Below are 23,170 nucleotides of genomic sequence, written 5' to 3'. Positions count from 1 at the left end.
GCGCTTGCTGACGGGATTGTCCATGCAGGAAGCGCGGGATTGTACCTGCGTCCTGCTGCCGCTACCGTCACCATCAGCTGCCAAGGGGAGAGATGCTGATGCAAGACTGGCTAACGATGACTGCCGCCGATCTGGGACGCGGGATTGAGGCCGGTGAGATTAGTCCGGTGGCACTGGTGCGTTGTTATCTGGATGCTATCGACGCGCACCCCCTGAAAGACCGGATCTACGCGCAAGTGACCTATGACCGCGCGCTGGCGGAGGCAGAAGCGGCTGAGCAGCGTGCTGGTCTGGGCTTGCGCCGCTCGCTCTTGGATGGGGTGCCGGTCAGCTGGAAGGACCTGTTCGACAGCGCCGGCACCGCAACCGAATCCGGTTCAGACCTGCTCAAGGGGCGGGTGCCGGATCAGGATGCCGCCGTTTTGACCAATGCAACGCTCATGGGCACGGTCTGCCTCGGCAAAACCCACATGAGCGAGTTGGCGTTCTCCGGTCTTGGCTTCAACCCGGTCAAGGAAACACCACCCTGCGTCAATGACCAGAACGCCGCCCCCGGCGGGTCGTCCTCGGGCGCGGCAGCCTCTGTGGCTTACGGGCTGGCAGCCGGCGGAATTGGCTCTGACACGGGCGGTTCCGTCCGCATCCCTTCCGCCTGGAACGATCTTGTGGGGCTCAAGACAACCTCCGGCCGGATAACGCTGGAGGGTGTTGTGCCCCTGTGCCTGAAGTTCGACACCGTCGGCCCGCTGGTCCGGTCTGTCGAAGATGCGGGGCTGCTGCTGGGCGTGCTGGAAGGGGTCGCGGGTCCAGACCTGCGCAACTCTGGATCCCTGAAAGGCCGCCGGTTTGCCGACTTGCAGAATGTGGCGCAGGAGGATCTCGATCCGAAAGTTGCTGCCGCCCACAGCGAAACGCTGCAAAGGCTGAAAGACTCCGGGGCGGAGATCGTGCCGCTGGAGGTGCCTGCGCTGGACGAGGCGATGGGCCTCAGCCCAATTCTCTACACGACCGAGGCCTATGGCCTGTGGAAGGACGTGATTGAGGCGTCGCCGCAACTGATGTTCCCGGAAATCCTGGAGCAATTCCGCACAGGGGCGCAGTTCAGCGGTTCGGATTATGTCGCCGCTTGGGCCAAGCTGGAGCAGTGCCGCATGACCTGGGATCATGCCGTGGCGGGGTTTGATGCAGTGCTCAGCCCCGTCTCTCCAATTCTGCCACCCAATCTGGACCGGCTGCAAAGCGACCACGACTATTACGTTCGCTCCAACCTGATGGCGCTTCGCAACACCCGGATTGGCAACCTGATGGGGCTGTGCGGCCTGTCGCTGCCCACTGGCACTCCCAGCTGCGGGCTGCAGGTGCTGGGGCAGCCGGACTGCGAGGAAGCTTTGCTGCGCACCGGCGCCGCGATCGAGGCCGCCTTGGCCTGAAAGCCACATTCGGACCAGCGGCCGCATCACCGGGTGGACGCATCCGCCCACCCCCTGTAACCTAAGGCGCAAACGGGGCGCCAATGATCCCGTGACCGAGGCACAAGATATGGACTTTCCTGAGCGGTTTTCGAACCTGCCAGCCTATGCGTTTCCGCGCCTGCGAGCGCTGTTGGACCATCACACCCCTGGCGGGGACGTGGTGCATATGACTATTGGCGAGCCGAAACATGCGTTTCCGGCCTGGGTCACTGATGTCATCGCGGAAAATGCCGCCGGGTTTAATCAGTATCCTAACAACGACGGCACGTCTGAGCTGCGCGGTGCGATTTCGGAGTGGATCCACCGCCGCTATGCTGTGAAAGCGGATCCGGAAACCCAGATCATGGCGTTGAACGGCACACGGGAGGGTCTGTACAATGCCGCCATGGCGCTATGCCCAGAGCAAAAGAATGGGCAAAGGCCGGTGGTGCTGATCCCGAACCCCTTCTACCAGGTCTATATGGTGGCGACGATTTCCGTCGGGGCAGAGCCTGTGTTTGTCCCCGCAACCGCCGCGACCGGCCATCTGCCGGACTATGAGAACCTGCCGGAGGATGTGCTGAACCGCACGACGGTCGCCTACATCTGTTCGCCCGCAAACCCGCAGGGCGCCGTGGCCTCGCGCGACTACTGGACCCGGCTGATTCAACTGGCAGAGAAATACGATTTCCGCATCTTCGCGGACGAGTGCTACTCCGAGATATACCGTGACGACGCCCCCGTCGGGGCGTTGACCGTTGCGCAGGAACTGGGCGCCGATCCCGAGCGGGTGGTGCTGTTCAACTCGCTCTCGAAACGCTCGAACCTGCCGGGGCTGCGATCCGGGCTGATTGCCGGCGGGCCGGAGACTATCAAGCGGGTTAAACAGTTGCGCGCCTATTCCGGTGCACCCCTGCCAGGCCCCTTGCAGGCCGCTGCGGCCAAGGTCTGGGCGGATGAAGCGCATGTAGCAGAGAACCGTGCGCTCTATCAGCAAAAATACAAAATTGCGGATGAGGTCTTTAACGGCCTCAACGGTTACCTGGCGCCCGAGGCGGGCTTCTTCCTTTGGCTCCCGGTGGAAAATGGCGAGCAGGCCGCACTGAAGCTGTGGAAGGAAACCGGGGTGCGGGTGCTGCCCGGCGCCTACCTGGCGCAAGGCGCACCCGGCCAGAACCCGGGCGAAACTTACATCCGGGTGGCGCTTGTCGCCCCTGCTGAGGACACCCGCAAAGCGCTGAGCACGCTGCGCGGCTGCCTTTACTGAATTCTGCTGAGCGGCCCTTGACTGGGGCCGCGCAGCCAAAACCAAGAACGGACAGGCCGGTGACCCCGCGGTGAACAGCGGGGCAGGGGCGAATGAAACGGAACTGAGGTAGGCATGGCATTTCAAACCCGCAGCCGCGATCCGCTGCTCGACAGCAATATGCAGGCGGCCATTGAAAAGCGCGGCAAGGAACTGATCGGGATTGCCCTGATTCTGGTGGGGCTGATGGTTGCGGCTATGCTCGGCTCGTACACGCCCGAAGATCCGAACTGGACGGTGTCCACCGACGCACCGGTGCAGAACTGGCTGGGCCGGCCGGGCGCCTCTGTCTCCTTCATACTGATCACTCTGTTCGGCAAGGCCAGCTGGGCGATGCCGCTGTTTCTGTGCGCCTGGGGTCTGCGGTTCGTGCTGCACAAGGGCGAGGACCGCGTGGTCTGGCCGCTTTTGCTGTCGGTGCCGTGGCTGCTGGTGGTGGCCCTGCACATGGAGACCCTGAATGCCAGCACCAGCTGGCAGCAGAATTATGATTTCGGACTTGGCGGCATGGTGGGCTACACCTTCCTGGGCGCTCTGCTGGCGCTGTTGCCTGTGGGCCTGCACTTCATGGTCAAGATCATGTCGCTGCTGAGCGCCGCAGGCATGCTGGCGCTTGGATGCGTGGTGCTGGGCTTTACCTGGCCCGAGGTTAAAAAGGGACTCCACAAGGTGATGATCGGCCTCATTCTTGGGTATGGAGCCGTCGCTGCCCTGCTTGGGCGTGGTGCCTCCAGCGGGCTGCAGGCCGCTATGACCTACCGGAAGGAACGGGCCGAACGTGCAGAGGGCGGCGACACTTATGCCAATGACGAAGCTGACCCGGACATGTTCGAGGATTACCCGGAAGACGCCTATTCCGCCGATACTTTCGATGAAGAGCCTGAGGCGCCGGCCAAGGGCGGTCTGCTGTCGCGCGTGCCAAGCCTGATCCGCCGTGCCACACCTGCTGTACCGGCACCTGAAGAGGCTTTTGCGGCCGAAACGGGTTATGCGGAGGTACAAGAACCCGTTGATGACAGCGAAGGCGGCGAAGACCGGATCTCCAAGAAGATCGCAAATGCGGTGCGGATCCGCCGTGCTGCCGACACACCGCCAGAGATGGATCCGAACCTGCCGCTGACCAAGGGCCGCGGGCAGCGCCCGGCACCGCTGATCTTTAATCCCGCAGAACAAGGTGGTCTCCCAGCCGAGCCGCCGTTGACCGCTGCACAAGTGGCGGTGCCGTCGATCGCAGAAGAGCCAGCACTGACCTGGCAGACCGCGGATCAAGAGGCATTTGTCCCGCCGGTGCCCGAAGTTCATGCGCCGAAACATAACGCCCAAGGCGAATTTGACGATGTGCCTCAGGTGCTGGCTCCGGACCATGTGGCGGCGGAAGCCTTGCCTGATACAGCGTTGCCGGTTGAGAAAGCTCCGCAACCGGCCACGGCACCGGGGCCGCGCCTTACAGTTGATCTGCCAGTTGCAGAACCGCGAAAGGCGGTGGTCGAAAAACCGGTGCGCAAGGCTGTCCAGCCCTCGGCGCGGGCTAAGGCCGAAGCCCAACCCAATCTAGCGTTTGAAGACAGCGGCAGTGATTTCGAACTGCCGCCGCTGAACCTGCTGACCAACCCGGTCAGCATCGAACGCCACCACCTGAGTGACGAGGCGCTGGAAGAAAACGCCCGGATGCTGGAGACAGTGCTGGATGACTATGGCGTGAAGGGAGAGATCGTCTCGGTCCGCCCGGGCCCGGTTGTCACCATGTATGAACTGGAGCCCGCACCGGGCCTCAAGGCCTCCCGCGTGATTGGACTGGCGGATGACATTGCCCGGTCCATGTCTGCGCTGTCAGCGCGGGTTTCGACTGTGCCCGGCCGCACCGTGATCGGCATCGAACTGCCGAATGAGAAACGCGAGAAGGTGGTTCTGCGTGAAATCCTGTCCTCCCGCGACTTCGGCGACGGTAACCACGCGCTGCCGTTGGCGCTGGGCAAGGACATCGGCGGTGATGCCATGGTCGCGAACCTGGCCAAGATGCCTCACCTGCTGATTGCGGGTACTACCGGCTCCGGTAAATCAGTGGCGATCAACACCATGATCCTGTCGCTGCTTTACAAGCTGACACCGGATGAATGCCGCCTGATCATGATCGATCCCAAGATGCTGGAACTCAGCGTTTATGACGGCATCCCGCATCTGCTCTCGCCGGTTGTGACTGACCCGAAGAAGGCGGTTGTTGCCCTGAAATGGGTGGTGGGTGAGATGGAGGACCGCTACCGCAAGATGTCCAAAATGGGTGTGCGCAACATCGCGGGCTACAACGGCCGGGTGAAGGAAGCGCTGGCCAAAGGCGAGATGTTCAGCCGTACGGTGCAGACCGGGTTTGACGATGACACGGGCGAGCCGGTGTTCGAGACCGAAGAGTTCGAACCCAAGGCACTGCCGTATATCGTCGTCATCGTCGACGAGATGGCCGATCTGATGATGGTTGCGGGTAAGGAAATTGAGGCCTGTATTCAGCGTTTGGCGCAGATGGCGCGGGCCTCGGGCATCCACCTGATCATGGCCACCCAGCGTCCGTCCGTGGACGTGATCACCGGCACTATCAAGGCAAACTTCCCGACCCGGATCTCCTTCCAGGTGACCTCAAAGGTCGACAGTCGCACCATTCTGGGCGAGATGGGCGCCGAGCAACTCCTGGGTATGGGTGACATGCTTTATATGGCAGGCGGGGCCAAGATCACCCGCTGCCACGGCCCGTTCTGTTCGGATGAAGAGGTCGAGGAAGTCGTGAATCACCTCAAGCAATTCGGTCCGCCGGACTACGTGGGAAGCGTTCTGGATGGCCCGGATGAGGACAAGGCCGACAATATCGATGCGGTTCTGGGGCTGAACACCGGCGGCAACACCGACACCGAGGACGCGCTCTATGACACGGCCGTCGCCATCGTCATCAAGGACCGCAAGTGCTCGACCTCCTATATTCAGCGCAAGCTGGCGATCGGCTACAACAAGGCCGCGCGCCTGGTAGAGCAGATGGAGGATGAGGGCGTTGTCTCAGCTGCCAACCACGTGGGTAAGCGGGAAATTCTGGTTCCAGAGCAATGAACTGACGGATTTCTGCCGATGCCGGTCCTTGTTGGGGCCGGCATCTTCACATCTGCAGCAGTGCACCTATGTTGTGCCCATGAAACGGATTGCACTTTCCCTTGCATTGATCCTCGCTGCCCCGGCCTCCTGGGCGGCAGAGCAGCTGAGCCTCAACGAGATTTCCCGCTATTTGAACGGGATCAGCACCGCGGCGTCGCCATTCACCCAGATCAATGACGACGGCAGCCTGTCGACAGGCAAATTGTACATGCACCGGCCTGGCCGGATGCGGTTCGAATACGACGGTCAGGGGGGCGGCACAGTTGTTGCTGGCAGCGGGGCGGTTGTAATTCATGACCCCAAGTCCAACCAGCCGCCGGAAACCTATCCGCTGAAACGCACTCCGCTGTCGATCATCCTGGACCGCAAGGTGGATTTAGGCCGCGCCAACATGGTGGTGGGTCATGCCTTTGACGGTACTTCCACCATTGTCAGAGCGCAAGACCCCGAGCATCCTGACTATGGCAGCATCGAAATGATGTTCACCGGTGATCCCGTTGAGTTGCGAAAATGGGTGATCCACGACAGTGCAGGCGGCCAGACCACGGTCATTCTCGGCGCGATGGAAACCGGCCTGCCGTTGTCATCCAGCCTGTTCAAAACAAGCGGGCGCGGCGCGTCACGCTGAACCTCTGGCTTTGCCCAGAGCTGCGGCAGTAGGTCCCCGAAGCAAGGCGCCAGCATTCTTTCTGGCACCCGCCCAGGCTTTGCCTCATTTGAGAATAGCCCGTAGGTTGGCACACAAGCTCCCCCTCATGAGAAACGAGGGGAGGGCAAGGCAAAGCTGCTGAAGATCACCGGAATTTGCGGCAGGTTGCCAGTTGCGCTTGATAGGTTTGCGCGCGGGCCTCGACCTGACCGGCCACCCGCATCAGCCAGGGTTTTGACCGGTAGCTGCCGCGGGCATAGCCATAGTGGCCTTCGTGGTACGCGAGGTACTGGTTGCGCGCGTCATACAACGGGATGCCGTTCTTTTCGCGGCTTTTGCGCATGTACCAGCCCATAAAATCGGCCGCATCACTGATCCTGTCGCGCTTGGCGCGCCGCCGCCCAGTGTCGCGGCGGTAGTCATCCCAAGTGCCGTCCAGGGCCTGGCTATAGCCATAAGCGCTGGATTGCCGCCCGACCGGGATCACTCCCAGCAGGAACTGATGCGGTGTGCGCGCATCGCCACGGAACCTGCTTTCATGATAGATTGTCGCCATTTGCACATGGACCGGAACACCCCAGCGGCGCTGTGAGGCCCGGAAGGCCTTCAGGTATTCCGGCCGCTGCTGAATAATGCTGCAGGCATTATCCAAATTACGCGGCGGCGCTTTGTGCCCGCCTCCGCAAGACGCAACCGCCAAGAGGAGAACGAGGGCGCTGATGAGTCTGCTCATTGCCTCTGCCCATTTTTTACTGGGTTTGTTTTGGGCGAGTTTAGCCGATTGCGGCAGATGTGAAAATCACAATTCCAGAATCAGTGTCAGAAGCAGCGGCAGCAGAACCGCGGACATCAAGGTCGAGACCACGACCAGGCCTGCAACTGCGCTGGAGTCGGCTTCGAATTTCTCTGCAAGCAAATACGCGGTTACGGCGACTGGCGTCGCCAGTTGTAGAATCAGCACGCCGGAAGCCGTCGGGTCCAAGCCAAAGACCATTGCCAGAAACCAGCCAGCGGTGGCGCTAAGGGCAAATTTTACCAAAGAAAGGGCGATGGCCTTTCCCGTCTTGCCCGGGGTCAGCCGGGCGACCGCCGTGCCCAGGGTGATCAGCATCAGCGGGACAGCCATTTGCCCGGCCAATTCCAGTGTGCTGGTCAGGAAGCGCGGGGTCTCCCAGTCCTGCCACAGAAACAGCCCGCCCAGCAACGTGGCCCACACCATTGGCTCCTTCACTGCCTTGCTGCCTGCGCTTTGGCCTGCAACCAGATAGATGCCGTATGTAAAGGACAGGATCGCCGAAACGGCCAGCATGACAACGGCATACCCAAGACCGGCCTCACCAAAGGCAAACAGCGACAGCGGGATGCCCAGGTTGCCGGTATTGCCGAAAATAAAAGGCGCCAGGTAGGTCCGCCTCTCAAGCCGCCCCATGCGGCACAGGAACTCTCCTGCTGCTGCCAGCAGTACATGGCCAGCCAGCGCCGCCAGGGTAAAGGCCCCAAGCGCCCCTTTGTCGAGGTCGGTGTTCATCAGCGCAGTAAAGATCAGGCAGGGCACGGCCAATGTCATCGCCAGCCGGGTGACAAACTGCGTCCGGTATTCGAAACCCAGCTTCACCCAGGTGAACCCGGCTAAGGCCAGCAGGAACACCGGGGTGGTGATTTCGAGCACTGTCAAAGCGAGGTTCACAGTCTGTTTCCCTGAAAATTTGCGTCAAGAGTTGGACAATTGCGTGGCGTGCGCGCTATTTACAAGGTACGGGGGCTAGCATGACCATGTTGAGAACACGAGCAAAATACAACCTTGGGCAGGTCGTCCGCCACCGGAAGCATCCCTTTCGCGGTGTCGTCTTTGACGTTGACCCGGAGTTCGCAAATACCGAGGAATGGTATGAGGCGATCCCAGAGGACAGCCGCCCGGTAAAGGATCAGCCGTTCTACCATCTGCTGGCAGAGAACGATCAGAGCTACTATGTAGCTTATGTGTCCGAACAGAATCTGGTCGCAGATTACTCCGGCGAGCCTGTCGGCCACCCGGACGTGCCGGAGATGTTCGGCAACTTCGACGGCGGCGCCTACGCTCTGCATTATCAGCTGAATTGACGCCTGTTATGGCCGCCGGCCAAGCGGCCGGCTGATCAATACCCCAGCGCACAGCCATCCTTGCGCGGATCGCTGGCCCCTTCCAGCACCCCGGAGGCATGGATCCGGATTGCCTGCGCACCGCCAAGCGGCGTGCCGGGCACCTCCACTTGGTGACCCATGTCCGCCAGTTCCTGAAGGACATCTGCAGCATAGCCGCGTTCTGCCTTCAAGACGCCGCCATCAGCGAAACAGCGGGGCGCATCTAGGGCGGATTGCAAATCCATCCCAAAGTCCGCCAGATTGGACACCAGCCGTGCGTGACCGGTGGGCTGATAACCGCCGCCCATTACGCCAAACGGCATGATGACAGCTCCCTCCTGTTGCAGCATGGCTGGGATGATTGTGTGCATCGGCTGCTTTCCGGGCCCCAGTTCATTCGGGTGGCCCTCTTCCAGAGTAAAACCTGCACCGCGGTTCTGGAGCAGAATGCCGAACTTCTCTGAGGCGATGCCGGAGCCGAAACCATGAAAGATGGAATAGATCAGCGAAACCGCCATGCGGTCTTGGTCTACAACCGTGATATAGACGGTGTCCTTGTGCACAGCCTCAGTCAACGGCGCGGCAGCAGCCATCGCGCTTTTGGGATCAATCAGTGCGGCGAGCTTCCCTGCCGTTTCTGGTGCCAGCATATGTTCAAGCCTTGCTGCATGGCTGGGATCGGCTAGGAAACGGTTGCGCGCATCATAGGCCAGCTTGGCGGCTTCTGCCTCGATATGGGCCCGCTCGGCGCCAAAGGGCTTCATGCTGGAAATGTCGAAGTGCTTGAGAATATTCAGTAGAAGTATCGCCGTTGCACCCTGGCCATTGGGCGGATGCTCTGCCAGGCTCAGGTCTTGATATTGGCCCAGGACGGGCTGCGCTGCAAAGCTGGCCGCCGCCGCAAAATCCTCCAGCTGGTGGCTGCCACCCAAAGCTGACAACGCGGAAACCATGTCTTCAGCAGCTTCACCTGTATAAAATGCGTCGCGTCCATGCCGGGCGATACGCCGCAGTATTTCAGCTTGTCCAGGGGCCCGGAACACATCGCCGCACTGCAAGGGTTTTCCGGCCTTCAAGTAGTGCCGCTGTGCTGTCCCCTGCAGGGTTGCCGCACTGTTTGCCCAGTCAAACGCAGTGCGCGGCGCAACAGGTACCCCGTCCTCGGCGTAGCGGATTGAAGGCTCTAGTAAAGTATCAAGACCCAGTCTCCCCTCTTGCTCAGACAGTCTGCTGAATGCATCAATCGCGCAAGGGACAGTGACCGCGTCCGGGCTTCCCAGCGGGATGGAAGAAAGACCTTGCGCCCGCAGTGCTGCCGGGTTTGCAGCCATCGGCGCCCGGCCAGAGCCGTTCAGGGCTTGAATGTCCTGGCCAGGGCGTGAAAACAGCACAAAGCAATCCCCGCCAATCCCTGTCATCTGAGGCTCGCAGATTCCCAGCAGAACTGCCCCGGCAATTGCTGCGTCCACAGCATTGCCGCCGCGTTTCAGGATGTCCACGGCCACGCCGGCCGCCAGCGGGTGCGACGTGGCACAGAGGCCGCCCTGCGCATAAACGGCTGACCGCCCCGGTAGATGGAAATCGCGCATAGAGCTGCTCCTTGTACTTCCGGGCAGAGCCTATGCGCAGGCGTCAATAAGGCAAATCAAATCCGCGCAGGCCGGGCGGAAACGGAGCGTCAGTGTACGGGGCAGGGGGGGGCGTATCCCCGGCGCCGCGCACTGGTGGGGGCTAGAACACGCGGCACCGGGGGAAGCTCTGTTTAGCTACAGGCAAGGTGTCGCATATGTATTTGGCTGCGGTTGGCCCGGATTGCGGCGCCAATGTGGCGGAGCGTTAAAATGCGGCAAAACTGTCTGAGCCAAGTCTGGTCATGCTTCCCGTTGCGTACTGGCAGAAGGGCTTGTCACTTGGATTTCGAAGCAGAGCGAAAGATTGTTGTTGCCTTCCGAGCGCTCATACTGCACCTGGCTGGCCAATTCACGTATCAGGAACCAGCCGAACCCGCCCTCAGGCAGACTGCCGGCGGGAACATTGATGTCGGCAGGTTTGCCTTCGGGCAGCTCTCCCTGGGGAAACGGCGCTCCGGTATCCTGGATGCTGATCCACAAACGTTCGGAATACAGTTCGCCCCTAATCCGCACATCGCCCGGCTGCGCGCCTTCATAGGCGTGCTCGACCACATTGTTCACGGCTTCGGTCAGGGCGATTTGCACCTCGTCCACGCGGGCGCCTGGGATCCCCAGGGACCGCAACTGGGCCACAATATCTGAAATGCCGGAACGGGCATCCAGGTTTGTGGCCGTGAACGAGCAGGCAAAGGTTTTTACCATCGAGTTCTCGCTTTGCGCCGGCAGCGCCTTTGTCTTCAGGAGTTTGCGTTTGCCGGAGCGGTTGCTTCGCTTAGCGAACTGTACAGATCAAAGACCGTGTCCATACGGGTCAGACGGAACACCTTTTCCACCATTGGGGTCAAGCCGGCCAGGTCCAGCTTGCGGGTGCCGCCCAACTGCTTCATTGCCGCGACAATTGCCCCCAATCCGCTTGAGTCGATGAATTGCACTTCGGAAAGATCCAGGATGACGCGGTCCGGCCCTGCTTCGGTTTCCGTGCGCATGTCCTCCTTGAACTGGATGGCCATGGCGGCATCAATGCGTTCCGCATTGACTTTGACGATCTGAGCATCGTCCGTCATGGTGGTGGTAAGGCTCATTGTAATCCCCCGGGATGTAACGTCATTAGGCAGCACTCTAGACCGCAAAGCTTACTATTCTGTAGGTATTATTTTGACGATTGGAGGAAAATTGCATGAAAGATGTTGTTGTCGCCGGAGCGGCCCGGACACCGATGGGCGGGTTTCAGGGCATGTATGACGGAGTGACGGCTGCAGAGCTGGGAGGTGCTGCGATCCGGGCGGCTTTGGACAGGGCCGGCACTGCCACCGTGGATGAGGTGCTGATGGGCTGTGTGCTGCCAGCAGGCCAGGGCCAGGCACCTGCACGCCAGGCCGGTTTTGCGGCAGGGTTGGGCGAAGATGTACCAGCTACGACCCTCAATAAGATGTGCGGATCCGGCATGAAGGCGGCAATGATCGCCTTTGACCAGATTGCGCTGGGCCACGCCGATACGATGATCGCCGGCGGCATGGAGAGCATGACAAATGCCCCCTATGTTCTGCCGAAGATGCGCGGCGGCGCCCGCATCGGTCACGGTCAGGTAATTGACCACATGTTCCTGGACGGGCTGGAAGATGCCTATGACAAGGGCCGCTTGATGGGCACTTTTGCAGAAGATTGCGCCGAAAAGTACCAGTTCACCCGCGAGGCACAGGATGAATACGCGCTGAAGTCGCTGTCCAACGCCTTGGAAGCGCAGGAAAGCGGTGCCTTTGATGGTGAAGTCGCGTCTGTGACTGTGAAGACCCGCAAGGGAGAAGTGGTCACCGATGCGGATGAACAGCCGAAATCCGCACGTCCGGAAAAAATCCCCACGCTAAAACCTGCCTTCCGAAAGAATGGCACGGTAACTGCGGCCAATGCCTCGTCTATCTCGGATGGTGCGGCGGCTCTGGTTCTTGCCTCAGCCGAAGCTGCCAAAGCGCAGGGCCTGCAGGTCCGTGCCCGCATTTTGGGCCACGCCAGCCACGCACAGGCTCCGGGCTGGTTCACCACAGCGCCGGTTCCGGCTGCCCAGAAACTGCTCAAGTCAATCGGCTGGACGGTCGAGGACGTAGACCTGTGGGAAGTGAACGAAGCTTTTGCCGTCGTGCCGATGGCCTTCATGCATGAAATGGGTATCCCCCGCGACAAGGTCAACGTGAATGGCGGTGCCTGTGCGCTGGGCCACCCGATTGGCGCGTCGGGCGCGCGGATCATGGTCACTTTGCTGAATGCTTTGGAAAAGCGCGGCCTGAAACGGGGGGTGGCCGCCATCTGCATTGGCGGCGGCGAAGGCACGGCGATTGCGATTGAGCGGGTCTGAGCCGCTTTCCTGTTGCCGCAAATATCCTCGGGGGTGAATTGACCGTGAGGTCAAGAGGGGGCAGACAGCCCCCTCAATACGTTGAAGGAGAGCTGTCCATGCCGGCTGATTATGAAACCCTCGCCAAGACCATCGCGGCACTCACCGAAGGCGAAACGGATGAAGTGGCGCTGATGGCAACCGTCACCTGCGAAGTGCACCATTCGGACAGCCGTTTCGACTGGACCGGATTTTACCGCGCGGTTGCTCCGGAACTGCTGAAGATCGGCCCCTACCAGGGCGGCCACGGCTGCCTGAAAATCCCGTTTTCCCGTGGCGTTTGCGGCGCTGCTGCGCGCACAGGCGAAGTGCAGCTGGTGCCGGATGTGGAGGCTTTCCCGGGCCATATCGCCTGTGCCTCCTCGACCCGCTCGGAGCTGGTGCTGCCGGTCTGGAACGGGCAGGGAAATCTGATCGGTGTCTTTGACATCGACAGCGATCAGCCGGATGCCTTCACTCAGGAGGATGCGGAGCAGCTGACGGCGATCCTGGCCCAAGTGTTCGGCCGGTTGTGATTCGGGACTGAAGGGCTTTGCCCCTCGGCCTGACGGCCTCACCCCAGGGTATTTGGAACCAGAAGGAAACAGCCCGGCGCCTTTATGCGCTGGGTTTTTTCATGGGATGTCCCGCCTCGTGAAAAAAAGCTTGGAAATTTCACGGATTCGGGGCATCGTGAAAAACGAGGAGATTTTTTCATGGACGGGAGAGAGCTGGTGAACGACCAGGCGCTGGCAGCGGCCACATTGGGAGCGGACATCCGTGCTCTGCGCAAGGCGCGCGGGCTGACGCTAGCGGATCTCGCCGCGGTGCTGAACCGCTCGGTCGGCTGGCTGAGCCAGGTTGAGCGGGATATGTCAGACCCTTCGATTTCCGACCTGCGCGAGCTGGCTGAGGCGCTGGGCGTGCCGATGTCGATGCTGTTTGCCCATTCCGAAGCACCGGCCGAGGAGCACGGCTATGTGGTGCGCGCTGGCAGCCGCCGCCCGATGGGCTCAGGCGAGGAGGGGCTGATCGAAGAATTGCTCTCCCCGGATCTGACCGATGACTTCGAGATGGTGCACTCCACCTTCCGGCCGAACTCCCGGATGCAGACGCCGGCACACCGGCCGACGCAGGAAGTCGGCTACATGATCTCGGGCAAGCTGGACCTCTTGATCGGCGGCCGCGCTTTTACCGTCGGTCCCGGCGACAGCTTCCGGATCAAGCATGAACCCTATCAGTGGTCGAACCCTTATGACGAACCCGCGGTGGCCGTCTGGGTCATCGCCCCGCCGGTTTACTAGGAGGCATGTGATGCACAAGGGATCCTGCCTGTGCGGTGCCGTGGCCTTTGAACTGCAGCCGCCCCTGCGGCCGGTCTATGCCTGCCATTGCACCCAGTGCCGCAAGACCTCCGGCCATTTCTGGGCCGCCACTTCGGTGCCTGATGAAGCCCTTGCGCTGACCCGGCAGGACGGCCTGCGCTGGTTCCAGTCGAGCGAAACCACCAGGCGGGGATTCTGCAGAGACTGCGGCTCCAGCCTATTCTGGGTGCCCGAGGGCGAGGGGCGCACAGTGGTGGCAGCGGGCGCCATCGACACTCCCTCGGATCTGCAAACCAAGGCGCATGTCTTCATGGCGGACAAGGGCGACTATTACGAGATCGCCGACGGGCTGCCGCAATGCGCCGGCTTCAAGGGAGACGAAGGTGCTTAAGGGATCCTGTCTTTGCGGCGACATCCGTTTTGAAACCGCGGCCCGCCCGCAAGGCGCCTCGATGTGCCATTGCAGCCAGTGCCGCAAGCAGTCGGGCGGCATCTGGTCCTCGGCCTATGTCAAGGACACGGAGTTGGCCATCACCGGCCCGGTGAGCTGGTTTGAGGCAACTCCGCAGGCCAAGCGCGGCAGCTGCCCGCGCTGCGGCTCCTTTCTGTTCTGGAAGGGGACGGGGGAAGGCACCACCAGTTTCGCTTTGGGCGCTGTCGACGGGAACACCGGTCTCAGCGTCGAAAAGCACATCTTTACCGCCTCCAAGGGCGACTACTACCGGATTGCGGACGACGTGCCGCAAGAAGACTGAGATTAGGGAGCGAACATGTCTGATTTTCCAACCAAGGCCCGTGTGGTCATCATCGGCGGCGGCGTTGTCGGCTGCTCGTCGCTATATCATCTGGCCAAGAAAGGCTGGACAGATTGTGTGCTGCTGGAGAAGAACGAGCTGACTGCCGGCTCAACCTGGCATGCGGCCGGCAATGTGCCGACCTTCTCGACCTCCTGGGCGATCATGAACATGCAGCGCTACTCGACCGAGCTGTATTCGGGCCTGGCCGAAGAAGTCGACTACCCGATGAACTACCATGTTTCAGGCTCGATCCGTCTGGCGCACAGCAAAGAGCGGATGCAGGAATTCGAACGTGCCATGTCCATGGGCCGCTACCAAGGTATCCCGATGGAGATGTGGACCCCGGAAGAAACCAAGGAACACTACCCCTTCCTGGAGACCCACGACCTGGCAGGGGTTCTTTATGACCCGACCGATGGCGACATCGACCCGGCGCAGCTGACCCAGGCTCTGGCCAAGGGTGCGCGCGATATGGGCGCGAAGATCCTGCGCTTCACCCCGGCGACCGGTGTGACCCAGCACGAAGACGGCACCTGGACCGTGCACACCGAAAAGGGCGATATCGACTGTGATTATGTGGTGAACGCCGCCGGTTACTATGCACAGCGCGTGGGCGAGATGTTCAAGCCTTATGGCGGCCGTACCGTGCCTGCCATGGTGATGGAGCACCAGTACCTGCTGACCGAACAAATCCCCGAAGTCGAAGCCTGGTCCAAGGAACACGGCGGCAAGCTGCCCCTGATCCGCGACGTGGACGTGTCCTACTACCTGCGTCAGGAAAAGCACGGCTACAACCTTGGCCCCTATGAGCCGAACTGCAAAGGCCACTGGCTGACCGAAGACGATCCGATGCCCGAGGATTTCTCGTTCCAGCTGTGGCAAGAAGATCTGGACCGGATCGAAGATATCGTTACCGACGCGATGGAGCGGGTGCCGCTGATGGCGTCCTCCGGTGTCTCCAGCGTCATCAACGGGCCGATCCCCTATGCTCCCGATGGCCTGCCGATGATCGGCCCGATGCCGGGTGTGAAAAACGCGTTTGAGGCGCATAGCTTCACCTTTGGTATTGCCCAGGGCGGCGGCGCCGGCAAGGTGCTGGCAGAATGGATCGTCGATGGCGCGACCGAGTGGGATATGTGGGCGGTCGATCCGCGCCGCTACACCGACTACACCGACCAGGACTACTGCAACCAGAAAGGCATGGAAGTCTACGGCAACGAATACGCCATGCACTTCCCGCATCACGAATGGCCGGCCGCACGCGACAAGAAGGTCAGCCAGGTCCACGCCAAGATCAAGGAACTGGGCGGCGTGATGGGCGCCTACAACGGCTGGGAACGCGCCAACTGGTTTGCGCAAGCCGGGGATGACACTTCGGAAGAGGCCACGCACACCTGGGGCCGTTCCGGCCCGTGGCAGCAGCGCATCAAGGAAGAATGCGAAGCGGTCCGCGACAGCGTCGGCGTGCTGGACCTGCCAGGCTTCTCCCGCTTCAACCTGGAAGGCGAAGGTGCAGCGGAATTCCTGCGCGGCCTGGTCACCGGCGGCCTGCCGAAAGTGGGCCGGATGAACCTGGTCTACTTCTCTGACGACCGCGGCCGCATCCTGACCGAGATGTCCTGTGTCCGTCATGGCGAAGACCACTTGACCATGATCACCGCAGGCTCGGCCCAGTGGCACGATTTCGAGATCCTGAAGAAGGCGCTGCCCGCAGGCCTCTCCCTGACCGACCGCACCACCGAATTCGCGACCATGATCGTCACAGGTCCGAAATCGCGTGAGCTGTTCGCAGGCATCTCCGACGCGGATCTGTCGCTTGGTTGGCTGACTTACCAGGAAGCAACTGTCGCGGGCAAGCCGGCCTTCCTGGCGCGCGTGTCCTACGCCGGTGAACTCGGCTGGGAAGTGCATTGCGCCAACGAGCATCAGGCAGAGATCTATGCGGCCCTGATCGAAGGCGGCGCCAAGCCGTTTGGCATGTACGCGCTGAACTCCCTGCGGATCGAAAAGGGCTACCGTACCTGGAAGGGCGATCTCAGCACCGATTACTCGCTGCTCGAAGGGGGCCTTGAGCGTTTCGTTAAACTGGACAAGCCGCAGGACTTCCCGGGCAAGGCCGCGATCCAGAACGAAAAGCAGCAGGGCGTGAAGAAGATCTTCGTCACCATGATCGTCGAAGCCGGCGATGCCGATGCGCCGTACATGTCCTGCATCTGGAAAGACGGCGAAATCGTGGGCGAGACCACCTCGGGCGACTGGGGCTACCGTGTGAACGCCTCCATCGCGCTGGGCATGGTGCGTCCTGAGCTGGCGGTGCCGGGCACCGAGCTGGAGGTTGAGATCTACGGGCAGAAATGCCGTGCGGTGGTTCAGAAGGACGAACCGCTGTGGGATCCGGCCAACGAGCGCCTGCGCGCCTGATAATGAGCAAAGGCCCGGGCTGTTACAGATCCGGGCCGATGCCTCAAAGAAACACAGCCTGCGCCGCCGGATCGTTTCATGTATCCTGGCGGCGCAGGCGCTCCAAGGAAAGGTCACTGTATTATGGCTGAGATCACGCTTCTGGATGGCTCGATCGGGCAGGAGGTTGTCAAACGCTCCGGCGACCGGGCGACGCCCTTGTGGTCCACGTCGGTGATGATCGAAAAACCCGAGGTGGTGGGCAGCGTTCACGCTGACTACTTCGCCGCCGGTGCCACTGTTGCGACGATGAACACCTATGCGGTGCTGCGCGACCGCCTGGTCCGCGCCGGCATCGAAACCCATTTCGAGGAACTGCTGGCCAAGGCTGCCACCCAGGCCGCCGCCGCCCGCGAAACTCATGGTTCAGGCCGCGTTGCTGCTGCGCTTGGCCCCTTGATTGCCTCCTACCGCCCCGACATCTGCCCGCCCGCGGAAGAGGCCAAACATGCTTACGCAGAACTGGTCCAGTTGCTGGCACCGCAGGCGGATTTGTTCCTGATCGAAACTGTTTCCTCGCTGGAGCAGGCCAAGGGCGCATTGATGGGCTGCGCGGGCACGGACAAACCCGTCTGGCTGGCCGCCTCCGTTTCCGATGAAGACGGCACCCTCTTGCGCTCCGGCGAGCCGCTGGCGGACCTTGCTTCTATAGTCGAGGAATTCCAGCCCCAAGCAGTACTGCTGAACTGCTCCCGCCCCGAAGTGATCGGCTCAGGCATGGAGATCGTGAAACGCTTCAGCAAGCCCTTCGGCGCCTATGCCAACGGCTTCACCCGGATTTCCGATGGCTTCCTGAAAGACGCCCCCACCGTGGACGCGCTGGAGCAGCGCCAAGACCTGGGGCCCAGGGCCTACGCGGAATTTGCGATGGGCTGGGTCGCCCAAGGCGCCACAATCGTGGGCGGCTGCTGCGAGGTCGGCCCGGACCACATCGCTGAACTGGCCCGCTGCTTGCGCGCGGCCGGGCATCGGATCGTCTGACCAGGAGAGGGGACCAGCATGGCAGCTCCGGAAAAACTCAAGGCAGCCGACCCGGCCCGGGTCTGGCACATTGACATCATTGTCACCGAAGGTTTTGTGCTGATCGAGATGTCAGCGATTCTGGAGGTGCTGCGGATTGCCAACCGCGTGCTGGCCCAGCCGCCGTTCAAATGGACCGTCCGCTCGCTGCAAGGCGGCCGGGTGGGCTGCCGGGCTGGCCTCAGCGTGGATACCGAACCCTTCGCGGTCAAGCCGGACGCGGATTTCGCCTTTTTCCTTGGCAACTCGGATCCGGACCATCCGGGCCTTAGCCTGGGTCGGGTGATCTCCAGCTACACCTGCCGCGACATCAAAGTCTATCTGCTGGCCGAGGCCGCGGCACGCTACATCCGCGATCAAGGGGGGGCATCTGGACGGCTGACGACCCATTGGGAAAACTCCGCCCTCTTGCGTGAGCGGATGGGGCTGAACGATTCCAGCCATGCGCTGGCCAGCGAGGACGGAATGGTCGTGACCTGCGCCGGCATGGGCTCTACCGTCGACATCGTGCTGGCACTGGTCGGGCGTCTCACCTCTGCCGCGGCGCAGATGACCGTGGCCAACATCATGCTGCATGAGCAGGTGCGCGACTTTTCCTCGCTGCAGCCTTTTGCAGGTGCCAAGCCGACCATTACCGGCGACAGTGATCTGGACCACTGTATCCGCATCATGCAGGACAACATCGAGGAGCCGGTGCCAATCAGCGACATCGTCGATGAACTGGGCATCTCCACCCGTTCGCTGGAGCGCAAATTCAAGACGTTTCTAGGGACAACCCCCAATGGGTTCTACCGGGAAATGCGGCTCTCCAAGGCCAACAATCTGTTGCTGAACACCACCATGAGTGTGCGGGAAATCGGTCTCGCCTGCGGGTTCCCAAACGGATTTTCCAGCCTCTACAAGAGCTTTTTCGGCATCACCCCTTTTGCTCTGCGCAAGCGCCGCAGGCTGGGGGAGGACGGCCCGGAAAAAATCTTGAAGGCTGGGGAATAGCTCCGGGAGTCTGGCGTTTTTCATGCATTTTTCGCCGCCTATTCGTGATAATCAGGCGCAAACCCTCACTCAGGAGCGATGATATGAGCGATCTTCCCAACAAGGCCCGCGTGGTCATTATCGGCGGCGGCGTGATTGGTTGCTCGGTGGCCTATCACCTGGCGAAGCTGGGCTGGAAGGATGTGGTGCTGCTGGAGCGCAAGCAGCTGACCTCCGGCACCACCTGGCACGCCGCGGGCCTGATCGCCCAGCTGCGCGCCACCGCCAACATGACTAAGCTGGCGAAATACAGCCAGGAACTCTACGGCTCGCTGGAAGAGGAAACCGGCGTCGCCACCGGCTTCAAGCGCTGCGGCTCGATCACCGTGGCTCTGACAGACGAGCGCAAGGAAGAGATCTTCCGCCAGGCCGCCATGGCGCGCGCCTTCGGCGTTGAGGTCGAGGAAATTTCCCCCGAGGAAGTCAAAGCCCGCTACGAGCACCTGAATGTCGGTGATGTGACCGGCGGCGTTTGGCTGCCCAAGGACGGGCAGGGCGACCCGGCCAACATCGCGCTGGCCCTGGCCAAAGGCGCCCGCCAGCGCGGCGCCCTGGTCAAGGAACGTATCAAGGTCACCAGCATCTCCAAGGAAGGCCGCCGCGTCACTGGCGTCGACTGGGTCAGCGACGACGGCCAGTCCCAAGGCCATATCGAGGCCGACATGGTGGTGAACTGCGCCGGGATGTGGGGCCACGAGGTCGGCCGCATGGCTGGCGTCAACGTGCCGCTGCACGCTTGCGAGCACTTCTACATCGTCACCGAAGGCATCGAAGGCCTGACTCAGATGCCGGTGCTGCGCGTGCCGGACGAATGCGCCTACTACAAGGAAGACGCAGGCAAAATCTTGCTCGGCGCTTTTGAGCCCAACGCCAAACCCTGGGCGATGAACGGCATCCCCGACAGCTTTGAATTCGACCAGCTGCCCGAGGATTTCGACCATTTCGAGCCCATTCTGGAGGCTGCCTGCAACCGGATGCCGATGCTGGCCGAGGCCGGTATCCATACCTTCTTCAACGGCCCGGAATCCTTCACGCCGGACGATGCCTACCACCTGGGCCTGGCGCCGGAGATGGACAACTTCTGGGTCGCCGCAGGCTTCAACTCGATCGGCATCCAGTCGGCTGGCGGCGCGGGCATGGCGCTGGCGCAGTGGATGGAAGACGGCCAGAAGCCGTTCGACTTGGGCGACGTGGACATCTCCCGCATGCACCCGTTCCAGGGCAACAAGCACTATCTCTTCGAACGCTCGAAAGAAACTCTCGGTCTTCTGTACGCTGACCACTTCCCCTACCGCCAGAAGGCCACCGCCCGGGGCGTGCGCCGCACCCCGTTCCATCACCACCTGCTGGAGCAGGGCGCGGTGATGGGCGAGATCGGCGGCTGGGAACGTGCCAACTGGTTTGCCAACGAAGGCCAGGAGCGTGAGTATCAGTACAGCTGGAAGCGCCAGAACTGGTTCGAGAATTCGGCGGTTGAACACAAGGCGGTCCGCGAAAATGTCGGCATGTACGACATGTCGTCCTTCGGCAAGATCCGCGTCGAGGGGCCGGATGCCGAAACCTTCCTGAACTACATCTGCGGCGCCAACCTTAGCGTCCCGGCGGGCAAGATCGTCTACACCCAGTTCCTGAACGCCCGCGGCGGCATCGAGGCGGACGTGACCGTCACCCGCCTGAGCGAGACCGCCTATCTGGTGGTAACCCCGGCGGTGACGCGTCTGGCCGATCAGACCTGGATGATGCGCCACGTGGGCGACCACCGCGTGGTGATCACCGATGTGACTGCGGGCGAAGGCGTGCTGGCTGTAATGGGCCCGAACGCGCGCAAGCTGCTGCAGAAGGTCTCGCCGAACGACTTCTCCAACGAGGTGAACGCCTTCGGTACCGCGCAGGAGATCGAGCTGGGCATGGGGCTCGCCCGTGTGCACCGCGTGACCTACGTTGGCGAACTCGGCTGGGAGATCTATGTCGGCGCCGACATGGCGGGCCACGCGTTTGAGACCCTGTGGGAAGCAGGCCAGGACATGGGGCTCAAGCTCTGCGGCATGCACATGATGGACAGCTGCCGGATCGAGAAGGGCTTCCGCCACTTCGGCCATGACATCACCTGCGAGGACAATGTGATCGACGCAGGCCTGGGCTTTGCGGTGAAGACCGACAAGGCGGATTTCATCGGCAAGGCGGCGGTGCTGGAGCGTAAGGAGAGCGGCCCCAAGAACCGCATGGTCCAGTTCAAGCTGACTGACCCTGAGCCGCTCTTGTTCCACAACGAGCCGATCATCCGCGACGGCGAATACGTGGGCTATCTCAGCTCCGGCAACTACGGCCACACCCTGGGTGCTGCCATCGGCATGGGTTACGTTCCTTGCGAAGGCGAAAGCGCAGCGGATGTGCTGGGTTCCACCTACGAGATCGACGTCTGCGGTGTGAAGGTGAAGGCTGAGGCTTCGCTGAAGCCGATGTACGATCCGAAATCGGAGCGGGTGAGAGCCTAAGCACCTCTCCAGTGCATTCACCTGCCCGTTTTACGCCCCGGCCCGCGCGCCGGGGCGTTTTCTTTTTCGTTTTCATGGGAACGGTCCCGGGTTCTGCTGCAACGTTTGCCCCGCTTTGGCCCCAATGCCGCGCAGCCCCTCTTGACCCCGCCGGAAATCCCTTGGAGAAATCCATAAAAAGCCTTGTGCGGCAGGGGTAAACAGGTAGGTTGCTTGTCCCGGCTACTGACACGGGCGCCTGACGAAGAGGATTTGGGACATGAAGATCAGCATCGAACGCGGCACGCTTCTCAAAGCTGTGGCTCAGGCACAGTCGGTGGTCGAGCGCCGCAACACCATTCCGATCCTCGCAAATGTGCTGATCGAAGCCGAAGGCGAGCACGTCCAGTTCCGCGCCACCGACCTGGATATCGAGGTGGTCGACAAGGCCCCCGCGCAGGTGGAGCGCGCCGGCGCCACCACTGTTGCCGCCACCACCCTGCACGAGATTGTCCGCAAGCTGCCCGACGGCGCCCTGGTCACCCTCAGCGCGGACGCCGCAACTGGCCGCCTGACCGTTGAGGCAGGCCGGTCGAACTTCTCTCTGGCCACTCTGCCGCGCGAGGACTTCCCGGTGATGGCCTCGTCGGAATATCACTCGAACTTCGCCGCCAAGGCCTCTGTGCTGCGGCGCCTCTTCGACAAGTCGAAATTTGCAATCTCCACCGAGGAGACCCGGTATTACCTGAACGGCGTTTACCTGCATGTATCGTCCGCCGACGGCGGCAAGGCGCTGCGTGCCGTTGCTACCGACGGCCACCGGCTGGCCCGTATCGACGCAGAGCTGCCGCTGGGTGCCGAGGATATGCCCGGCGTAATCGTACCGCGCAAAACCGTGGGCGAGCTGCGCAAGCTCCTGGACGACGACGATATGGACATTGCAGTTTCGGTCTCGGAAACCAAGGTGCGCTTTGCCACCCCGAACATCACCCTGACCTCCAAGGTGATCGACGGGACCTTCCCCGACTACACCCGCGTTATACCGGCCGGCAACACCCGCCGCCTGGAAGTGGACGCCGCCGAATTCGCGCAGGCCGTCGACCGGGTTGCAACGGTCTCGTCGGAACGCTCCCGCGCGGTGAAGCTGCAGTTGGAAGAGGACCGGCTGATCCTGTCGGTGAACGCCCCCGACAGCGGTGCTGCCGAGGAAGAGCTGGCGGTGGCCTATAACGACGAACGGCTGGAAATTGGCTTTAACGCCAAGTACTTGCTGGAGATCGCCAACCAGGTGGACCGCGAGAATGCGGTGTTCATGTTCAACTCCTCCGGCGATCCGACCCTGATGCGCGAAGGCAGTGACGAAAGCGCCGTCTACGTCGTGATGCCAATGCGGGTTTGAAGCGC

At 61.7% G+C, this 23,170-nt stretch carries 20 protein-coding genes; 15 read left to right on the top strand and 5 right to left on the bottom strand.

Going from position 1 to position 23,170, the window contains the following annotated elements:
- The first annotated feature begins 98 nt into the window (after positions 1–98).
- From ACXAEK_RS03565 to ACXAEK_RS03550, 4 genes are all read left to right on the top strand, one after another.
- Complete coding sequence (locus ACXAEK_RS03565; protein ID WP_475039964.1) at positions 99–1,430, top strand: amidase; 1,332 nt, start codon at positions 99–101, stop codon at positions 1,428–1,430.
- Between the two features lie 109 nt (positions 1,431–1,539).
- The gene (locus tag ACXAEK_RS03560; RefSeq protein ID WP_475039963.1) at positions 1,540–2,718 is read left to right on the top strand and encodes an aminotransferase class I/II-fold pyridoxal phosphate-dependent enzyme; all 1,179 of its coding nucleotides are present in this window, start codon (positions 1,540–1,542) and stop codon (positions 2,716–2,718) included.
- 114 nt (positions 2,719–2,832) lie between these two features.
- Positions 2,833–5,847 carry a DNA translocase FtsK gene (locus ACXAEK_RS03555; RefSeq protein ID WP_475039962.1) on the top strand — a complete coding sequence of 1,005 codons (3,015 nt, stop codon included), beginning with the start codon at positions 2,833–2,835 and terminating at the stop codon, positions 5,845–5,847.
- Between the two features lie 79 nt (positions 5,848–5,926).
- Positions 5,927–6,517, top strand: a complete 591-nt coding sequence (locus tag ACXAEK_RS03550) for a LolA family protein (protein ID WP_475039961.1) — start codon at positions 5,927–5,929, stop codon at positions 6,515–6,517.
- Positions 6,518–6,683: 166 nt separating this feature from the next.
- On the opposite strand, the gene ACXAEK_RS03545 is transcribed toward ACXAEK_RS03550, so the two are convergent.
- Positions 6,684–7,271: a transglycosylase SLT domain-containing protein gene (locus ACXAEK_RS03545; RefSeq protein ID WP_475039960.1), complete on the bottom strand. Its 588-nt coding sequence runs from the start codon at positions 7,269–7,271 to the stop codon at positions 6,684–6,686.
- 66 nt (positions 7,272–7,337) lie between these two features.
- Positions 7,338–8,225: an AEC family transporter gene (locus tag ACXAEK_RS03540; protein WP_475039959.1), complete on the bottom strand. Its 888-nt coding sequence runs from the start codon at positions 8,223–8,225 to the stop codon at positions 7,338–7,340.
- Between the two features lie 86 nt (positions 8,226–8,311).
- Between ACXAEK_RS03540 and hspQ the strand changes: the two genes are divergently transcribed.
- Entirely contained in the window at positions 8,312–8,638 is a 327-nt protein-coding gene (gene hspQ / locus ACXAEK_RS03535; RefSeq protein WP_475045174.1) for a heat shock protein HspQ, read from the top strand.
- A gap of 35 nt (positions 8,639–8,673) precedes the next feature.
- Here hspQ and ACXAEK_RS03530 read toward each other — a convergent pair whose 3' ends face one another.
- From ACXAEK_RS03530 to ACXAEK_RS03520, 3 genes are all read right to left on the bottom strand, one after another.
- Positions 8,674–10,248 carry a gamma-glutamyltransferase family protein gene (locus ACXAEK_RS03530; protein ID WP_475039958.1) on the bottom strand — a complete coding sequence of 525 codons (1,575 nt, stop codon included), beginning with the start codon at positions 10,246–10,248 and terminating at the stop codon, positions 8,674–8,676.
- Between the two features lie 282 nt (positions 10,249–10,530).
- The gene (locus tag ACXAEK_RS03525) at positions 10,531–10,992 is read right to left on the bottom strand and encodes an ATP-binding protein (protein WP_475039957.1); all 462 of its coding nucleotides are present in this window, start codon (positions 10,990–10,992) and stop codon (positions 10,531–10,533) included.
- 35 nt (positions 10,993–11,027) lie between these two features.
- Positions 11,028–11,372: an STAS domain-containing protein gene (locus ACXAEK_RS03520; RefSeq protein ID WP_475039956.1), complete on the bottom strand. Its 345-nt coding sequence runs from the start codon at positions 11,370–11,372 to the stop codon at positions 11,028–11,030.
- A 95-nt stretch (positions 11,373–11,467) separates the two neighbouring features.
- Between ACXAEK_RS03520 and ACXAEK_RS03515 the strand changes: the two genes are divergently transcribed.
- From ACXAEK_RS03515 to dnaN, 10 genes are all read left to right on the top strand, one after another.
- Entirely contained in the window at positions 11,468–12,640 is a 1,173-nt protein-coding gene (locus tag ACXAEK_RS03515; protein WP_475039955.1) for a thiolase family protein, read from the top strand.
- A gap of 98 nt (positions 12,641–12,738) precedes the next feature.
- Entirely contained in the window at positions 12,739–13,194 is a 456-nt protein-coding gene (locus tag ACXAEK_RS03510) for a GAF domain-containing protein (protein ID WP_475039954.1), read from the top strand.
- 180 nt (positions 13,195–13,374) lie between these two features.
- Positions 13,375–13,962, top strand: a complete 588-nt coding sequence (locus ACXAEK_RS03505) for a helix-turn-helix domain-containing protein (protein ID WP_475039953.1) — start codon at positions 13,375–13,377, stop codon at positions 13,960–13,962.
- A 10-nt stretch (positions 13,963–13,972) separates the two neighbouring features.
- Positions 13,973–14,374 (top strand): GFA family protein, encoded by a 402-nt coding sequence (locus ACXAEK_RS03500; protein WP_475039952.1) that lies wholly within the window; start codon positions 13,973–13,975, stop codon positions 14,372–14,374.
- Positions 14,367–14,738, top strand: a complete 372-nt coding sequence (locus ACXAEK_RS03495) for a GFA family protein (RefSeq protein ID WP_475039951.1) — start codon at positions 14,367–14,369, stop codon at positions 14,736–14,738. Before ACXAEK_RS03500 ends, ACXAEK_RS03495 begins: the two co-directional genes overlap by 8 nt.
- A 15-nt stretch (positions 14,739–14,753) precedes the next feature.
- Entirely contained in the window at positions 14,754–17,201 is a 2,448-nt protein-coding gene (locus tag ACXAEK_RS03490) for a GcvT family protein (RefSeq protein WP_475039950.1), read from the top strand.
- 123 nt (positions 17,202–17,324) lie between these two features.
- Positions 17,325–18,221: a homocysteine S-methyltransferase family protein gene (locus tag ACXAEK_RS03485; protein WP_475039949.1), complete on the top strand. Its 897-nt coding sequence runs from the start codon at positions 17,325–17,327 to the stop codon at positions 18,219–18,221.
- 18 nt (positions 18,222–18,239) lie between these two features.
- Positions 18,240–19,253, top strand: a complete 1,014-nt coding sequence (locus tag ACXAEK_RS03480; protein ID WP_475039948.1) for a GlxA family transcriptional regulator — start codon at positions 18,240–18,242, stop codon at positions 19,251–19,253.
- Positions 19,254–19,336: 83 nt separating this feature from the next.
- Positions 19,337–21,787 (top strand): GcvT family protein, encoded by a 2,451-nt coding sequence (locus ACXAEK_RS03475; RefSeq protein ID WP_475039947.1) that lies wholly within the window; start codon positions 19,337–19,339, stop codon positions 21,785–21,787.
- Between the two features lie 259 nt (positions 21,788–22,046).
- Positions 22,047–23,165, top strand: a complete 1,119-nt coding sequence (gene dnaN, locus ACXAEK_RS03470) for a DNA polymerase III subunit beta (RefSeq protein WP_475039946.1) — start codon at positions 22,047–22,049, stop codon at positions 23,163–23,165.
- Positions 23,166–23,170: the final 5 nt, after the last annotated feature.

The organism is Leisingera sp. ABM4_101 (assembly GCF_056158725.1).
The sequence above is the reverse complement of the archived record's forward strand: the minus strand, read 5'-3'. Positions and strand labels throughout refer to the sequence as shown.

Coding starts and splice junctions, on each gene's coding strand:
- ACXAEK_RS03490 (WP_475039950.1), top strand. CDS start 14,754: ATGTCTGATTTTCCAACCAAGGCCCGTGTGGTCATCATCGGCGGCGGC.
- ACXAEK_RS03515 (WP_475039955.1), top strand. CDS start 11,468: ATGAAAGATGTTGTTGTCGCCGGAGCGGCCCGGACACCGATGGGCGGG.
- ACXAEK_RS03550 (WP_475039961.1), top strand. CDS start 5,927: ATGAAACGGATTGCACTTTCCCTTGCATTGATCCTCGCTGCCCCGGCC.
- ACXAEK_RS03565 (WP_475039964.1), top strand. CDS start 99: ATGCAAGACTGGCTAACGATGACTGCCGCCGATCTGGGACGCGGGATT.
- ACXAEK_RS03525 (WP_475039957.1), bottom strand. CDS start 10,992: ATGGTAAAAACCTTTGCCTGCTCGTTCACGGCCACAAACCTGGATGCC.
- hspQ (WP_475045174.1), top strand. CDS start 8,312: ATGTTGAGAACACGAGCAAAATACAACCTTGGGCAGGTCGTCCGCCAC.
- ACXAEK_RS03485 (WP_475039949.1), top strand. CDS start 17,325: ATGGCTGAGATCACGCTTCTGGATGGCTCGATCGGGCAGGAGGTTGTC.
- ACXAEK_RS03475 (WP_475039947.1), top strand. CDS start 19,337: ATGAGCGATCTTCCCAACAAGGCCCGCGTGGTCATTATCGGCGGCGGC.
- ACXAEK_RS03555 (WP_475039962.1), top strand. CDS start 2,833: ATGGCATTTCAAACCCGCAGCCGCGATCCGCTGCTCGACAGCAATATG.
- ACXAEK_RS03560 (WP_475039963.1), top strand. CDS start 1,540: ATGGACTTTCCTGAGCGGTTTTCGAACCTGCCAGCCTATGCGTTTCCG.
- dnaN (WP_475039946.1), top strand. CDS start 22,047: ATGAAGATCAGCATCGAACGCGGCACGCTTCTCAAAGCTGTGGCTCAG.
- ACXAEK_RS03530 (WP_475039958.1), bottom strand. CDS start 10,248: ATGCGCGATTTCCATCTACCGGGGCGGTCAGCCGTTTATGCGCAGGGC.
- ACXAEK_RS03520 (WP_475039956.1), bottom strand. CDS start 11,372: ATGAGCCTTACCACCACCATGACGGACGATGCTCAGATCGTCAAAGTC.
- ACXAEK_RS03500 (WP_475039952.1), top strand. CDS start 13,973: ATGCACAAGGGATCCTGCCTGTGCGGTGCCGTGGCCTTTGAACTGCAG.
- ACXAEK_RS03510 (WP_475039954.1), top strand. CDS start 12,739: ATGCCGGCTGATTATGAAACCCTCGCCAAGACCATCGCGGCACTCACC.
- ACXAEK_RS03480 (WP_475039948.1), top strand. CDS start 18,240: ATGGCAGCTCCGGAAAAACTCAAGGCAGCCGACCCGGCCCGGGTCTGG.
- ACXAEK_RS03545 (WP_475039960.1), bottom strand. CDS start 7,271: ATGAGCAGACTCATCAGCGCCCTCGTTCTCCTCTTGGCGGTTGCGTCT.
- ACXAEK_RS03505 (WP_475039953.1), top strand. CDS start 13,375: ATGGACGGGAGAGAGCTGGTGAACGACCAGGCGCTGGCAGCGGCCACA.